This window comes from Grimontia celer (assembly GCF_900055185.1).
Classification (GTDB): Bacteria; Pseudomonadota; Gammaproteobacteria; order Enterobacterales; family Vibrionaceae; genus Enterovibrio; species Enterovibrio celer.
The window spans coordinates 1-17,203 of record NZ_FIZX01000001.1 but is presented as its reverse complement, the minus strand read 5'-3'; the positions used below and the strand labels follow the sequence as shown (position 1 = coordinate 17,203).

Genomic DNA, 17,203 nt, shown 5'->3' with positions numbered 1-17,203 from the left:
TTCAGGATTCTATCAGACTTTATCGAGATGAAGGACTACGACAAGGCGCTGTTCGATCAGCTACTCCCCCTCTACGAGCAGGACGCTTTCGACGCAGTTCTTGCAGAACTCACTCCGAATGACAACGCTTCCGAACGGCTTATCGCCAAGATGGAGGTGCGACGCCTCATGTCTCCCTGCAGCAAACCGGTCGACCTTCGCGGAAAAGTGGTGGGCGAATGCCGCCGCTATTTCCTGCATGATGTAAATCACTGGATGGACGATGTCGCCATTAATCTGTACCACCGCCGAGTCGAGATCTATCAGGGAAGGATGACCGTTGGGCTTTGGGAAGAGCTCCACAACACACCGAACAGTTACCGTGTTTTGCAGCGCCAGGGCGATGTGCGTTCGATGGAATCATTGGATACTGTCGACGCTGTGCCCATTCGTTTTGGTCATTATCTGTCGAGAAGCGAAAACCGTATCCAGCTTTCAACCCGCATCCAAGCTTTCCTGCCTGATGGCACAGAAGTTAATGGGTCGACCATCGACATTTCCAATTCCGGTATGCAGGTCAAACTGCCCTCTTCGTTTCGCTATGAAACAGGTTCGACGCTGGTGATTTACTTTCCGCAGCTTGGCGACGAATGCCAGCTTGCCGAGCTTTTCACTGGTCTGAACTATCGTGTGGTGGGCGTTGAGCTTAACCTCAATGGCGACAATTTCCAGCGTTTGCGCCTTCGTTTGATGAGCAGTACCGACGCCATCAAGGAAGCTATCGAGATAAAATCCCAAACGGATAGCTTGGCTGCGAAAACCGAAAACGAAGACAAATTCCTCTCTACCCGCTCCCGCGCTTATGAGCAGGTCTTTCTTGAGCAAACACCCTCGTTGCCCCTGTTTTTTTGTGGCAACAAACTCAGATACAGCCTGCTCACAGCGCAAAACCGCGAACTCTGGGATTACTGGCATGATGAGCGAAACCAGCCGGTGATCGACAAGCTGTTTTCAGCCAAGCGTTTGCAATATCTGGCACTGGAAGGCTTAACCAATAGCGAAACTCTGGTTTATTGCTTCAGTCATCAGCATGGCGAGAAAACCTACTTCTTCTCCGCGTGCCCAACTGAGCTTGATGCAGAGCTTCGCCACTTGTTTTGGCATGTGGGCAGCTCGCGTCCTTCCTGGCGCGTACTTCGTGTCACTATGGCGAAGATCAGCGAGGAAGATGCGCGACGGTTGCAAGAAGTCTCCCCAGCTTACATCCAGCAGATTGACGAGCTGACCCATATTGCGACGATTCAGGACCTCACACTTTCGCACGTAAGTGGAGATTTCCGTATTCCAATTAAGCCAAAACATCCGGTCAAAAATCTCAACCAGTTTGCCCATCCACGAGACCCTATTTTTCCTGTGGAAGCTGTGCCATCTGTATTGGCACCGCAGCGCAAAGAGCCGCGTTATCAACACCGAACGAAAACAACACTGGTGCATCACCTAAGCGGCGAGCTACAGGGACAGACTATCGATTTCTCTACGCAGGGGCTGAATGTGGTGCTGGATAAACCGTTTAGCGGCAGTAAGCAGCAGGAAGTCTCGGTAACTTTCACTGATCTCAAGCGCGTCGACCCCAAAGCGCCACTCGGCAACGTGCCTTATAAGGTGGTTCAAATCAGTGAAGACAGGACTAACATTAAGCTGGCTCTGTTAAAAGACAGATATAGCAAGCATCGCAGCCACTACCTGCAACGCCTGATAGAACACAATCAACACAAGCTTTTGCTCGACAGCGAAAAGCTTCCTGATGCGCCGCTTTTACACGCCATGCATCAGATGTTGTTAACCCGTCTGTCCGCAACCCCCTACTTCATTGTTCGCCGTGGTGAAACGCTTCAGGTAACCGCGATTGGCGCAAATTTCCCGGGTAATGAGCTTAGCCGTCTGCTTCAGAAAAATGCGGGTTCCGGCATGATGTCGCTGCGCTCTGTGATTGGTGAACATCTGTCAAAATACGCCAGTCCTGTCACACGTATTCGCAACCGCGAAGCCCAAGTTCGCCATGAGTTTTATATTTCAGCGACAGTCACTGACGGAGCCATTATCGACATTACATCTCGCCCACTGGAAAGCTTCAACTCACCGGAAGAACGCAAGATGTTTATCTCGCAGGCTAGAAAACGCGGTAAGTTCTTTGCTGTCAGAAACTGGCTGCAACCGCTTGATGATGGCATTCAATGGCTGCCTCCAGAAACGCTCGAATCTCTGTTATCTCTATCGACCCAACGCGCCAGACAGTTGGAAACGGAATTCACCGACCTTTGTGCTTACGGTGAGATGAGTGATATTACAGATGAGGTACTAAGGCGTCTGGAAATCGGCGGCTGAGCCTGAAGAAACAACCAAAAAGCAAAAGGATGTCATTCGACATCCTTTTCTTGTTTGGTTTGGTTTGCTTAATTTACCAGCTCAGGCGCTGAGGCAGCAAAGAGGCTGACAACACACAGAGTACGCCTCCCAAATCGGCATGACGAATCGCCACCTGAGCGGCCTGCTGCACTTTTGGCTTAGCATGGTAAGCAATACCAAGACCTGCGGCAGACATCATGACCAAATCATTGGCACCATCTCCGACTGCCACTGTATTGCCTGGCATAAGCTCATAGCGATCAGCCAGATCTCGGAGAATGTCAGCTTTACGCTGCGCATCCACCACTGAGCCTGCCACTTCACCCGTCAGTTTTCCGTTCTCAATCACCAGTTGGTTTGACTCAGCATAGGCCAGCGACAGGTCTTCTTTAAGCTTGTCCGAAAACCAGGTAAAACCACCGGATGCAATCGCGACTTTCCAGCCACGTGCTTGTAAAGAAGCCGTCAGTGGCTTCATACCCGCCATGTAAGGAATGTTGTCACGTACTTGCTCAAGCACAGAAACGTCCGTGCCTTTCAGCGTGGCGACACGTTGGCGCAAACTCTCTTCAAAATCGAGTTCGCCGCGCATGGCACGCTCCGTCACTTCTGCCACTTGCTCGCCGACACCTGCCAATTTGGCGATTTCATCAATACACTCGATTTGAATCGCTGTTGAGTCCATGTCGAACAGCGCCAGTCCCGGTTCGTAAAGATTAGGAATGTTCTCAAGCGAAGCACAATCCAATGCCAATGCATCGCAAAGCTGCACCACTTCTGGAGTCAGCTCGCCGCGCATCAGCAGCACTTCATATGGTCCAACAGTCCAGCCTGTCAGGGGAAATACTGGCTCACCAAGCAGAAAAGAAAGGTCATCCAGAGAGCCTGGGCTTATATGTAAGCCATACAGAATCCATCCTGCCTGACGGCTGTCGGAAGGACGAAACTCTCGGATAGAAGGAAAACGGTTGAGCAGCTTAACGTGTTTCTTGATCGGATAGGCTGAAAATGCATCCATTGCATAAATTCCTTTTAGTCAGTTGTCCCTACTATATCAAAGAGTGCGGCAGATCACAGCAGGGGGCGTACTTGTCACTAACTTGCTTTTTTCCAGTCAGAACAGCAAACTGAATCAGTGAGTGCTCTCACCACTCCATTTGTTGCGGTAACACGTTGGACACCGCCTTAGCTTGGACAGCTTATGCTTCAAATCAATAAAAAACGCCTAAAAAGGCTTTGGCAGTTTATTGTTGTAGTTGCTTGTTTTTCAACAGTAATGATGCTGTTTATGTACAGTAACCAACTGAACAATCGCAATTACAAAATGCTCTACGACCAAACAGAGTCTCTGTCCCGCGTTATTCTCCGGCAGGCTGCGGCTTCAGTGAATAAAGCGCTCGCGAATGATGATATGGAAGCCGTTCAGCAGTTAGTCACTAACCTACAGAATGAACCGCTGATCCTTGATGCAGCTGTTTATGATGTAAAAGGGAATTTGGTAGCAAGCTCACTAGGAGCAATGCCGTTAGAACAGCTGACTGGCCTCAATACGCCACTTTCTGTCGCCAGTATTGGCAGGCAACAACTTGTAGAGCCAATCGCCGAAGATGGCCATATATCAGGCTTTGTGCGTATTACGCTCGAACATGGGCAAGTGATTAAAGCCGCTTCAAACCGTCTGGAACAAAGTATCAATCTGGTACGCGCCATGATTTTGGTAGCCATTGCTACTGGTGCCCTACTGATTTTCACCTTTGCCAACCGTAAGGATTTGTGGCGTTCAACGTTCCTTTTGAAAAGCAACGACTAGCAGAGCGAAGAGCAGCTTAGGTCCTAGCGGCAATTTTCCCCAGAACACAAAAAGGATGGCCTAAGCCATCCTTTTTCATCGTCATCTGTCAGCAGAACTTACGCTTCTTCCGCGTCGCCCAGCAATACAGATTCCAGTGCGATTTCAATCATTTCGTTGAACGTGGTTTGACGCTCGTCAGAAGTGGTTTGCTCGCCGGTCTTGATGTGGTCAGACACAGTACAGATAGTCAGTGCTTTCGCGCCGAATTCTGCTGCTACACCGTAGATACCCGCTGCTTCCATTTCCACACCCAGGATGCCGTACTTCGCCATGGTGTCGAAGAAATCTGGTTCTGGAGAGTAGAACAAGTCAGCAGAGAAGATGTTACCTACACGTACGTTGATGCCTTTTGCTTTCGCTGCATCAACCGCGTTACGGGTCATCTCGAAGTCTGCAATCGCTGCGAAATCGTGGCCGTTGAAACGGGTACGGTTGATTTTCGCATCAGTAGACGCGCCAACACCGATGATAACTTCACGCAGTTTTACGTCTTCACGAACTGCACCACAGCTACCTACGCGAATGATTTTCTTCACGCCGAAGTCTTTGATCAGCTCAGTCGCGTAGATTGAGCATGATGGGATACCCATACCGTGGCCCATAACAGAGATCTTGCGGCCTTTGTAAGTACCGGTGAAACCGAACATGTTGCGAACATCACAAACTTGCTTAACGTCTTCCAGGAAGGTTTCTGCAATGTATTTAGCACGCAGCGGGTCGCCCGGCATCAGAACTACATCTGCAAAATCACCCATTTCGGCATTGATATGTGGAGTTGCCATTTTCTATTTCCTTTTGATCAAATTTCGGCGTCAACCGATGCTAATCGGGTCGCAGCACTCGCTGATAGCCTGCGCTGCGACCGGAATTTAGTGTGGAATTACAGGAAAGACTTTCCGTATTCCATGTCTGAAGTACCGAAGTACTTCGCCAGAGTCTGGCCGATGTCTGCGAAGGTCTCACGACGACCGAGCGAACCTGCTGGTACATGTTTACCGTAAACCAGAACAGGAATGTGCTCGCGGGTATGATCCGTGCCTTCCCAAGTTGGGTCACAGCCGTGGTCTGCGGTCAGGATCAGGATATCGTCTTCTTTGAGCATCTCGATGATCTCAGGCAAACGCTTGTCGAAATACTCCAGTGCAGCAGCATAGCCCGCCACGTTACGACGATGCCCATAGTGAGAGTCAAAATCCACGAAGTTGGTGAAGATGATGCTGTTGTCACCTTCTTGGTTCATCGCGTCTTTGGTTGCGTTGAACAGGGCTTCCAAACCGGTCGCTTTCACTTTCTTGGTGATGCCAACGTGCGCGTAGATATCTGCAATCTTACCGATAGACATAACATCACCACCTTTCTCATCAACCAGCTTTTGCAGCACGGTCGCTGAAGGCGGCTCAACAGACAAGTCACGGCGGTTACCGGTACGCTCAAACTGGCCTTTACCCGGGCCGATGAACGGACGCGCGATAACCCGGCCAATGTTGTAGTCTTCCAACTCTTCGCGGGCGATCTGACAAAGCTCCAACAGACGATCAAGACCGAAGGTTTCTTCATGACACGCGATTTGGAATACCGAGTCCGCAGAGGTATAGAAGATTGGCAGGCCAGTCTTCATGTGCTCTTCACCCAAATCGTCAAGGATCTGCGTGCCTGATGCATGACAGTTGCCCAGATAATCCGGCAAGCCTGCGCGTTCAAGGATGCGGTCAGTCAGCTCTTTCGGGAAGCTGTTTTCTTTATCAGTGAAGTAGCCCCAGTCAAACAGTACAGGTACACCGGCAATTTCCCAGTGGCCCGAAGGAGTGTCTTTACCGGAAGACAGCTCAGCCGCATGGCCATAAGCACCGATGATTTCCACGTTTTCATCCAGACCTTCAGGGAAATAGCCTGATGACTCTTCACACGCTTTACCCAAACCCAATGCATTAAGATTTGGCAGCGTCAGTGGACCTTGGCGGTCATCATTGTTCGCGTTACCTGCCGCACACGCTTTCGCGATAGAGCCCAGTGTATTCGCGCCCACATCACCAAACTTGTGAGCATCTTCGGTTGCACCGATCCCGAAGGAATCCAGTACCAAAATAATCGCGCGTTTCATGATCGCCTCCTTAGACGTCTTGTGGGCCAATCTGGCGGTAAACTTCAGGGGTCGCTTCTGGCGCTTCGTCTTCGACGCGCATAGCCGCCTGAAGTGCTGCAGCTGCTTGTTGCCATGCAGCTTCATCCTTGGCATTTACTACCGCCAGTGGCGTGGCGCTGTCAGCTTGCATACCCAGACGGATAACATCGCTAAAGCCCACTGAATAATCAATCGTATCACTGGCAACACAGCGTCCACCGCCGAGGCCGACGACTGCCATGCCAATCGCACGGGTGTCCATCGCTGATACAAAACCAGCGCGGCTTGCAAACACAGGTTTCACTACGTTTGCCGCTGCCAGATACTTACTATAGTTCTCAACGAAATCGAGCGGACCACCCAAACCCGCCACCATTTTGCCGAAGCATTCTGCAGCCTTGCCGTTATCCAGCACGGTTTGCAGTTTGTTCATGGCATCGTCTTTGTCTTTCGCCAGACCACTGATGGTCAGCATTTCTGCACAAAGTGCCATAGTAACGGCATACAGGCGAGGGTTACGGTATTCGCCCGTCAAAAACTGAACCGCTTCTTTCACTTCCAGTGCGTTACCTGCACTTGAAGCCAATACCTGATTCATGTCGGTGAGCAGTGAGCTGGTGCGGGTACCCGCACCATTGGCAACTGCCACAATCGATTTCGCCAGTTCTTCTGATTTCTCATAGGTCGGCATAAAGGCGCCAGAGCCTACTTTTACATCCATCACCAGAGACTCTAGGCCTGCCGCCAGTTTCTTCGACAGGATAGACGCAGTGATCAGAGAAATATTGTCGACGGTCGCTGTCACATCGCGGGTTGCGTATACACGCTTATCCGCCGGTGCCAAATCACCGGTTTGGCCGATAATCGCCACACCTGCTTCTTTGGTCACCTTACCGAAAACATCGTTGTTCGGCGTGATGTTATAACCCGGAATCGCTTCCAGTTTGTCCAGCGTACCACCGGTATGACCCAGACCACGGCCTGAAATCATAGGTACGTAACCACCACATGCCGCCACCATCGGGCCAAGCATCAGGGAGGTCACATCGCCCACACCGCCGGTACTGTGTTTATCGACGATAGGGCCATCAAAATTCATGTGTGACCAGTCAATCACCATGCCCGAGTCACGCATGGCGCAAGTCAGTGCGACACGCTCGTCCATGGTCATGTCATTGAAGTACACTGCCATGGCAAATGCTGCGATCTGTCCTTCAGAAACAGTCTCTTTTGCAATGCCCTGGATAAAGAAATTAATTTCTTCAGAAGTCAGCGCAATGTTGTCACGCTTCTTCCGAATGATTTCTTGGGGAAGGTACATAATCGACCTCACGTACTGGGTGTCAAAAACAGGGGGAGCCGAAATTGCCAGCCCCCCAACAGAAGTGCTTAGTAGCCGCCTTCTGCCGCTTTTTCGCCTTCACCCAGCGTGTGAAGCAGGTTAGCCAGCAGGCTTGATGCACCAAAACGGTAGTGCGTGTTGTCAGCCCACTCGCCGCCCAGTATACGGTCAGCCATCGCCAGGTATTCCGCTGCATCTTCAGCAGTGCGTACACCGCCAGCAGGCTTGAAACCAACCTTTTCTGCGACGCCCATCTCTTTGATCACAGTCAGCATGATTTCTGCTGATTCTGGTGTCGCGTTTACTGGCACTTTACCGGTAGAAGTCTTGATAAAGTCTGCGCCCGCTTCGATAGAGATTTCAGATGCACGCTTGATGAGTGCTGCTTCTTTCAGCTCACCCGTTTCGATGATCACTTTCAGTGTGACGTCACCACATGCAGCTTTACATTGTTTAACCAGCTCAAAACCGGTTTTCTCATCACCTGCGATTAGTGTGCGGTATGGGAAAACAACGTCAACTTCATCAGCACCGTAAGCCACAGCTGCTTTAGTTTCAGCCACTGCGATTTCGATGTCGTCGTTACCGTGTGGGAAGTTAGTCACGGTTGCGATTTTGATTTCAGGTGTGCCTTGCTCGCGAAGTTGTTTTTTCGCCACAGGGATAAAACGTGGGTAGATGCAGATAGCAGCAGTGTTACCTACTGAGGTTTTCGCGCTCTTACACAGTTCGATAACTTTCGCATCTGTGTCGTCGTCGTTCAGGGTGGTCAAATCCATCAGTTTTAGGGCACGAAGAGCTGCTGCTTTTAGATCGCTCATGACTTTCTCCAGTCGTAAATATTCAAAACCAAGTAACAAACTATGCGAGGTTCTGCTCGACATAATCTGATGAGCGGACTTGGCTCCTTGAAGTTTGGCGCGCTGCATGTTCAACGCCAATCAACATTCCTTGTTGCCGCACACCCTTTGGCATTCTGCCGGGTGTCCAACCGTCCCATTGCGCTACAAATTTTTACACTTTGGGGCAGGTTTGATGTTTCACCTTCCGCTGTCTGTGAAACAGTAGTGAAATTAGTGAAAGACCACTTCTGAAACTTTGACAGCGTTCACCAATTTTACCAATCTTCCCTTGGTTGCACTAGATGTTACCCGTTTCTGTTGAAAAACACTTTGTTGCCAAGCGTGCAAAACCGGATGAAGTTTTCAGGGCACTGGCATCACTATAAGTGGCGAAAACACATCACTGTGTCTTATTCCTGACGAATGGGCTTGCCAAACTACAGGCATAAAAAAACCGCCTCACAGGGAGGCGGTTTTCGAATCTCTTTTACTTGCTGATTACAGCGCAGCCAGAGTCAGGAAGAAACCAGCGATTGTTGCACTCATCAGGTTAGACAGAGTACCCGCACATACTGCTTTCACACCGAAGCGTGCAATATCGTGACGACGGGTTGGCGCGATGCTACCCAGACCACCCAGCAGGATTGCGATAGATGACAAGTTAGCGAAGCCACACAGAGCAAACGAGATGATTGCTGCAGTCTTCTCAGACAGGTCACCAATGATTGGGGTGAAGTTCAGGTATGCAACGAATTCGTTAACAACAATCTTCTGACCGATGAATGAACCAGCGATATCAGCTTCTGCCCACGGAACACCAATCAGGAATGCCAGTGGTGCGAAGACTTTACCCAGAATCCACTCCAGCGTCAGACCTTCAATACCGAACCAGCCGCCGATACCAGTCAGCATACCGTTGATCAGCGCAATCAGACCGATGAATGCCAGCAGCATCGCACCGATGTTCAGCGCCAGTTGCATACCAGACGAAGCACCGCCCGCTGCTGCGTCGATAACGTTTGCAGGCTTGTCTTCTTCTTCGTCGCCGTCTTGACCCAGTTGCTCAATTGGCTCTTCAGTTTCTGGCTTGATGATTTTCGCGAACAACAGACCACCAGGTGCCGCCATGAACGATGCTGCGATCAGGTATTCCAGAGGTACACCCATTGCTGCATAACCAGCCAGTACACCACCCGCTACAGATGCCAGACCACCACACATAACTGCGAACAGTTCAGACTGGGTCATTTTTGGCACGTATGGACGTACAACCAGAGGTGCTTCAGTTTGACCTACGAAGATGTTCGCAGTCGCAGACATTGATTCCGCGTGAGAAGTACCCAGTACTTTGCGCAGCGCACCACCCAGAATGCGGATAACAAACTGCATGATACCCAGGTAGTAAAGCACGCTGATAAGCGCAGAGAAGAATACAACAGTCGGCAGAACCTGGAACGCAAAGATAAAGCCGATACCATCTACAGAGAAGTTAACCAGGCTACCGAACAGGAAGCCGATACCGTCTTTACCGTAGTTGATCACGTTCTGTACAGCATTAGACATGCCGTTCAGGATTGCTTGGCCCGCTGGGACAAACAGGATGAAACCACCCAGAATAAACTGGATCGCAAATGCACCACCTACAGTACGTAGGTTGATGGCTTTGCGGTTGTCAGATAGCAGTACTGCAATACCCAGCAGTACAACCATCCCTACAATGCTCATAATCAGGCTCATAAAAGGGTTCCTAAAAAAGTCTTGGCGTCTCGACAAATTGGGAGTGTTATTCCGGCGGCGATTATACGCATTGGTTGGGGACCAAAGGAATGCATAAGTCACACTTGAAGTGAAAAATTCGGTGCAATTCACTCAAAAAGGTGATGGAGGTCTATTTTTGTGAGCTATGCACGACGCAAACGTTTGGGCAAACGATGCCTTTTAGACGTTCAACGCAAAGCATGCTGTCGAGTTTTGTGTGGTAGCGTGAATAATTTCCCCGACATCGACCTCTTTTAGGGTGGCTAAAGCGTGGGCAATCAGTGGTAATCTCTCCGGCAAATTGGGCTCACCTTGAAAGCCAAAAACAGGCATATCGGGCGCATCTGTCTCCAAAACCAAAGAAGAAAGTGGCAACTTTTTCAGCGCATTTCGCGTCTTGTTAGCACGTTCGTAAGTGATGGTGCCGCCAATCCCGAGAAGAAAACCGCGCTTTATGTACTCACGCCCAACCTGCTCGCTGCCACTAAAAGCATGCAAAACCCCTTTCACTGCCGGAAAACCGTTCAGAATTTGCAGTAATTCGTTGTGCGCTTTACGACTGTGAAGGATCACAGGAAGCTGATATTTCTCAGCTAACTGGAGTTGTTCCGTCAACAGCCATTTTTGTCGCTCTGGGTCGGCATTTTCTATCGCAAAATCCAGCCCACACTCACCAACGGCAACCAATCCTTTCGGCGCGTCAGCCAAAAACGCATCCAGCTTCTGAATGTCATCATCTTGATGCGATGTCATCCAAACAGGATGTAATCCCACTGCATACGAGATTTCGGGAAATGTTTCAGCCAATACTGCTACCTGACCCCAGTTTTCTGTCGCTACAGCGGGTACCACAAGACTGTTTACTCCAGCGGCTACTGAGCGCCTCACCCAATCTTCAGGGTGGTCAGCAAACGGAGGGAAATCAAAATGGCAGTGGGTATCAATCATTGCAGCAAAGGCTCAGTGGGCTACTTCTATATATAGAGGATACAAAAAAGCCGCCTTGCGGGGCGGCTTTCTTTTACGTCTTGTGATTAGTGCTCACGTGTTGCACGGAAGCTCACATCAGGATGACGTTCTTGCGTCAGGCTCAAATTGACCATGGTTGGCGCAATGTAAGTGAGGTTGTCACCGCCATCCAATGCCAGGTTGGTTTGGTTCTTGCGCTGGAAATCATCCAGTTTCTTCGCATCGCCACATTCCACCCAGCGCGCTGTCGCAACGTTAACAGGCTCGTAAATCGCTTCCACGTTGTATTCAGACTTCAAGCGTGCAACAACCACATCGAACTGAAGTACACCCACCGCACCAACAATCAGGTCATTGGATGTCATTGGGCGGAACACCTGTACCGCACCCTCTTCAGACAGCTGTACCAGACCTTTCAGCAATTGCTTTTGCTTCAGTGGATCACGCAGACGGATACGACGGAACAGCTCAGGTGCAAAGTTTGGAATACCCGAGAACTTGAGATCTTCACCTTGCGTGAAAGTATCACCAATCTGGATAGTACCGTGGTTATGAAGACCAATGATGTCACCGGCAAAGGCTTCTGCTGCGCGGGCACGATCACCCGCCATAAAGGTTACCGCATCAGAGATTGAAACCATTTTACCGGTACGCACATGCTTCATCTTCATGCCCTGGCTGTACTTGCCAGAGACGATACGCATGAATGCGATACGGTCTCGGTGTTTAGGGTCCATATTCGCCTGGATTTTGAACACGAAGCCAGAGAACTTTTCTTCACCCGCTTCAACCGCACGTTCATGGGTTTGACGTGGCAATGGTGCAGGTGCCCACTCAGTCAAACCATCCAGCATGTGGTCAACACCAAAGTTACCCAGTGCGGTACCGAAGAACACAGGTGTCAGTTCGCCGCTCAGGAACAGTTCTTGATCGAACTCATGCGAAGCGCCCAATACCAGCTCAAGCTCTTCACGCAGTTGCTCTGCCAAGCTTTCACCCACAGCTTCATCCAGCTCTGGATTATCCAGACCTTTAATAATGCGTGAGTCCTGGATGGTATGCCCTTGACCTGTTTGGTACAGAATCGTTTCATCACGGTGAATGTGGTAAACGCCTTTGAACTCTTTACCACAACCAATTGGCCAGGATACTGGCGCACACGCGATGTTCAGCTCACTTTCTACTTCATCCATCAACTCCATTGGGTCACGGATGTCGCGGTCAAGTTTGTTCATGAAAGTGACGATTGGTGTGTCGCGCAGACGGGTAACTTCCATCAACTTACGGGTACGATCCTCAACACCTTTCGCCGCATCAATAACCATCAGGCATGAATCAACCGCTGTCAGGGTGCGGTAAGTATCTTCTGAGAAGTCTTCGTGTCCCGGGGTATCAAGCAGGTTAACCAGACAATCATTGAACGGGAACTGCATGACGGAAGTGGTGACCGAGATACCACGTTCTTTTTCCATCTCCATCCAGTCAGACTTCGCGTGCTGGTTAGAGCCGCGGCCTTTTACCGTACCGGCAGTCTGGATCGCACGTCCGAATAACAGCACCTTTTCGGTGATGGTGGTTTTACCGGCATCCGGGTGCGAGATAATCGCAAACGTACGACGCTTGCCGACTTCTTGCTGAAGTGGAGAGTTTGACATGCTTAAGCTTTTCCGCGTTAAACAGCGCGCTGGCAAAAACTGAGCCGCACGCAGTGTAGATGAATTCAAATCGGCGGGTATTTTGTACGATCTCGGGTTGAGACTCAACGCTAGCCCGAAAAATCCTTTGCTAGGAATGATAGAAAGAAAATTCGCTTCGAAAAATAAATCGCTATTTACTGTTCCTGAAGTGTCTAATTAATGACGCTTAAATCAGAACACAACGTCACTTTTTGAATTCAGTCGCATCCATTTGCAATAAAGCTTTGATCTTCATTCAGATACTTAGCGTCGATAAATATAAGATTTTTACAATTTGCGTCACTTTTTTGGCGAACTACTTTAACGTCAAGTCTTATAACTAATTTTTTTGCGTAGTAATATAAATGTTACTTATGTGTCTTTATTGACACTGCAAATCAAAATTAGCCTTTCGCAGGAAGAGATTCATGGATTCGATTATCACCAAGCAGGCTGCAAAAGTAATTTCAGTAAACGGCAACGCATTCGTCAAAGTGAATGGGAAAGACGTCCCTATTGCAGAAGTTTTAGACCTAAACGCTGGCACTGAAATCTTTTTACCTGAGGGTGCAAATGCCCTTCTATCGCTCGAAGACGGCTCAATGCTCCCAGTTGGTGAACAAGACTCACCTGCACAAGATTTTTTAGACTCTCCTTTGGACGATGAAATCGCTGCTATTCAGGCATTGATTGAAGAGGGTGTTGACCCGACTGAAGTTCTGGAAGCAACGGCTGCAGGTGGTAACGCAGCTTCCGGTGCAGGCTCATGGAGTTTCCAATCTATTGGCCGTGCAGGTGACGAAACCATTGCTCAAGCAGGTTTTGACACGGCAGCAGCAGAAAGAAGCGTCCTTACTGCTAGTGAAGTTCGAGAAGATAGCGATGACTCAACCGCATTTGAGGGTGATGGCAGCCCAGACACCACAGAACCAACAACACCAGTTACACCAGCTATAGATGCGACTTTTACTCTTTCATCTTCTACTGATGGTGAAAATGTCATCGAGGGCGGCCAGATCACCTATACCGTTACTGTCGATCAAGCTACCCAGGAAGATATTACTGTCACTCTCAGCAACGGGGCGTCCATCCTCGTCTCTACTGGAGAAACATCTGGCTCAGTTGTTGTTAATGTTCGTGAAGATGACCTCTACAAACAAGATAATGATGAGCTGACCGTTACTATCGAGGAAATTTCAGACAACAGCTTTGATAGCTCGACGCCTGAGGGCACAGTAACGAATACGGTTGTTGATAATAGTGATGCCAGCACCCTATCCCTGACGCTAAGCAGCGACACCGTCAATGAAGGTGGCACCCTTCAGCTGACCCTAACCGTCGACAATGCTCCGCTAGGCACTGATCTGACCGTGACCCTCAGCAACGGCCAATTAGTCACCATCCCGAAAGACCAGACCTCAATCACAGTCGATTACACTCCGCAACGTAGTGATGACCTTTATGTTCAGGGCAGCACCACCGAAACCCTCGCGGTCACCAAGACCGAAGGTGGAAGCTATGAAAGCCTGGATACCCAAGCCACCGCAGACTTGACTGTCACAATAAACGACGACAGCGATGTCAGCACCCTGTCCCTGACGCTAAGCAACGATACTGTAAACGAAGGCGGTACCCTTGACTTGACCGTCAGTGTCGACAATGCCCCGCAAGGCACGGAGCTGACCGTGACCCTGAGCAATGGGCAGGTGGTCACCATTCCAGCTGGTGAAACCTCGGTCACCGTCGATTACACCCCACAACGTGGTGATGATCTTTATGTTCAGGGCAGCATTACCGAAACCCTCTCTGTCACAAAAACCGAAGGCGGGAACTATGAAAGCCTGAACACCCAGGCTACTGCGAGCGTCGCTGTCACCGATGACAGCGATGTCAGCACCCTGTCCCTGACACTAAGCAACGACACTGTAAACGAAGGCGACACCCTGCAATTGACCGTCAGTGTCGACAATGCCCCGCAAGGCACGGATCTGACCGCGACCCTCAGCAACGGGCAGGTGGTCATCATTCCAGCTGGTGAAACCTCGGCCACCGTCGATTACACCCCACAACGTGGTGATGACGTCTACGCTCAGGGAAGCACAACCGAAACCCTCTCTGTCACAAAAACGGAAGGCGGGAACTATGAAAGCCTGAACACCCAGGCAACTACGAGCGTCACTGTCACCGATGACAGCGATGTCAGCACCCTGACTCTGACATCGAACACTGATGAGCAGGCCATTGCGGAAGGCAGTTCCATTACCTATACCGTAACCGCAGATGCTGAGATCAAAGACCAGCCGCTCTCCGTCACCCTGTCTAACGGGCACACCGTGACCATTGCAGTCGGCAGTACCACCGGCTCTGTGACCGTTGATGTTCGCCCGGACGATGAATACGCTCAAGGCACTCAGGCCTTGGAGGAAGTCACCATTACGAGCAATACCGGTGGTAACTTTGAGGCCGTGACGGCTCAAGGTACAGTGAACAACACCGTGACTGACGGAGATATAAATACCGTCTATGTCATCGTGGAAGCGTCTGACGATGTGGAAGAGTCTGACGGGGCCAGCATCCATTTCACCATCAAGCTGGTCGACCAGCACGGCGACCCGGTGACCGTGCCTGACAACGGCAGTGTCACGGTTGACCTCAAGCTGCTCGGTAATGCCACTGCTGCTGACTTTGATGACGGGTTTGCGTTCCCTGACACCCTCACCATTGACGCCGGCAACAGCCAGTCCGACGTGATCACCGTCCCGGTGAAAGACGACAACCTCAGTGAGCGCCATGAAAGTGTCGTGGTCGGGGTCACCGGTATCCAGCAGACCGGCTTTGAGAGCGTCACCGAAGCCCAGATGGTCGACGGTAAGCCACTGGCCGGCGACGCTGCTGACCATGCCCTGATTTATGATGAGGCCGAGGCGGATGTCGTGACCATCAAGCTGTTTATGATAAACAGCGACGGTCAGGTCATGCCGGCCACTGACGGGACCCTGACCGAAGGGGATCCTGACAGCGACACCATCCAGTACATGGCGCTGCCTGTCGATGCCCAGGGCACAGTCCTTGCCACCTTCCACGACGACGGCACCGTCACCCTCAAAGATCAGGATAAAGGCCAGGTCACTGTCTCGGTCACCGAGAGTGACGACAGTACCGGCAGCAACAACACCGACGTCACCACCCAGGGTATCACCCACCAAACGGTCGCACTGGGTCAGGCCTTCGAGGTCTCCGCGGTCGATGATTATTACGCCGAAGGCACGGAAAGCGTCACCGTGTCTTTGGGTGACATTGCCGGGACCGTCGTGAACACGTATGAAGCCGTGACGGTTGACGGCAGTGTCAACAACACGATCCTGGAAGATACCGGTCCTGCGGGCGCTGACGACACCGTCTATGTCATCGTGGAAGCGTCTGACGATGTGGAAGAGTCTGACGGGGCCAGCATCCATTTCACCATCAAGCTGGTCGACCAGCACGGCGACCCGGTGACCGTGCCTGACAACGGCAGTGTCACGGTTGACCTCAAGCTGCTCGGTAATGCCACTGCTGCTGACTTTGATGACGGGTTTGCGTTCCCTGACACCCTCACCATTGACGCCGGCAACAGCCAGTCCGACGTGATCACCGTCCCGGTGAAAGACGACAACCTCAGTGAGCGCCATGAAAGTGTCGTGGTCGGGGTCACCGGTATCCAGCAGACCGGCTTTGAGAGCGTCACCGAAGCCCAGATGGTCGACGGTAAGCCACTGGCCGGCGACGCTGCTGACCATGCCCTGATTTATGATGAGGCCGAGGCGGATGTCGTGACCATCAAGCTGTTTATGATAAACAGCGACGGTCAGGTCATGCCGGCCACTGACGGGACCCTGACCGAAGGGGATCCTGACAGCGACACCATCCAGTACATGGCGCTGCCTGTCGATGCCCAGGGCACAGTCCTTGCCACCTTCCACGACGACGGCACCGTCACCCTCAAAGATCAGGATAAAGGCCAGGTCACTGTCTCGGTCACCGAGAGTGACGACAGTACCGGCAGCAACAACACCGACGTCACCACCCAGGGTATCACCCACCAAACGGTCGCGCTGGGTCAGGCCTTCGAGGTCTCCGCGGTCGATGACTATTACGCCGAAGGCACGGAAAGCGTCACCGTGTCTTTGGGTGACATTGCCGGGACCGTCGTGAACACGTATGAAGCCGTGACGGTTGACGGCAGTGTCAACAACACGATCCTGGAAGATACCGGTC

Annotated in this window: 11 protein-coding genes; 3 read left to right on the top strand and 8 right to left on the bottom strand. The window is 51.0% G+C overall.

All coding sequences use genetic code 11. The annotated features are described in order from the left end of the window. Window positions 1–27: 27 nt before the first annotated feature. The gene (locus GCE9029_RS00055; protein WP_062660508.1) at window positions 28–2,364 is read left to right on the top strand and encodes a PilZ domain-containing protein; all 2,337 of its coding nucleotides are present in this window, start codon (window positions 28–30) and stop codon (window positions 2,362–2,364) included. Between the two features lie 73 nt (window positions 2,365–2,437). Here GCE9029_RS00055 and serB read toward each other — a convergent pair whose 3' ends face one another. After that, window positions 2,438–3,403, bottom strand: a complete 966-nt coding sequence (gene serB / locus GCE9029_RS00050) for a phosphoserine phosphatase (protein ID WP_062660507.1) — start codon at window positions 3,401–3,403, stop codon at window positions 2,438–2,440. A 183-nt stretch (window positions 3,404–3,586) separates the two neighbouring features. Between serB and GCE9029_RS00045 the strand changes: the two genes are divergently transcribed. Further along, a complete protein-coding gene (locus GCE9029_RS00045; protein WP_062660506.1) occupies window positions 3,587–4,195 on the top strand; it encodes a YtjB family periplasmic protein in 609 nt (202 codons plus the stop codon). A gap of 98 nt (window positions 4,196–4,293) precedes the next feature. Here the strand turns inward: GCE9029_RS00045 and deoD are convergent, their stop codons facing one another. The 7 genes from deoD to prfC form a co-directional block, all read right to left on the bottom strand. Next, on the bottom strand, window positions 4,294–5,019 hold the full coding sequence (deoD, locus tag GCE9029_RS00040; protein WP_002538934.1) for a purine-nucleoside phosphorylase: 726 nt from the start codon (window positions 5,017–5,019) through the stop codon (window positions 4,294–4,296). 98 nt (window positions 5,020–5,117) lie between these two features. Further along, entirely contained in the window at window positions 5,118–6,338 is a 1,221-nt protein-coding gene (locus tag GCE9029_RS00035; RefSeq protein ID WP_062660505.1) for a phosphopentomutase, read from the bottom strand. 10 nt (window positions 6,339–6,348) lie between these two features. After that, window positions 6,349–7,680, bottom strand: a complete 1,332-nt coding sequence (gene deoA / locus GCE9029_RS00030; protein WP_062660504.1) for a thymidine phosphorylase — start codon at window positions 7,678–7,680, stop codon at window positions 6,349–6,351. Between the two features lie 68 nt (window positions 7,681–7,748). Beyond that, entirely contained in the window at window positions 7,749–8,522 is a 774-nt protein-coding gene (deoC, locus tag GCE9029_RS00025) for a deoxyribose-phosphate aldolase (RefSeq protein WP_062663073.1), read from the bottom strand. A 519-nt stretch (window positions 8,523–9,041) separates the two neighbouring features. Then, the gene (locus GCE9029_RS00020) at window positions 9,042–10,280 is read right to left on the bottom strand and encodes a NupC/NupG family nucleoside CNT transporter (RefSeq protein WP_062660503.1); all 1,239 of its coding nucleotides are present in this window, start codon (window positions 10,278–10,280) and stop codon (window positions 9,042–9,044) included. Between the two features lie 201 nt (window positions 10,281–10,481). After that, the gene (locus GCE9029_RS00015) at window positions 10,482–11,249 is read right to left on the bottom strand and encodes a TatD family hydrolase (protein WP_062660502.1); all 768 of its coding nucleotides are present in this window, start codon (window positions 11,247–11,249) and stop codon (window positions 10,482–10,484) included. 86 nt (window positions 11,250–11,335) lie between these two features. Next, entirely contained in the window at window positions 11,336–12,925 is a 1,590-nt protein-coding gene (prfC, locus tag GCE9029_RS00010; protein WP_062660501.1) for a peptide chain release factor 3, read from the bottom strand. A 449-nt stretch (window positions 12,926–13,374) separates the two neighbouring features. Here prfC and GCE9029_RS00005 point away from each other — a divergent pair. Beyond that, a partial coding sequence (locus GCE9029_RS00005; RefSeq protein ID WP_157487754.1) for a retention module-containing protein occupies window positions 13,375–17,203 on the top strand: 3,829 nt, incomplete at its 3' end.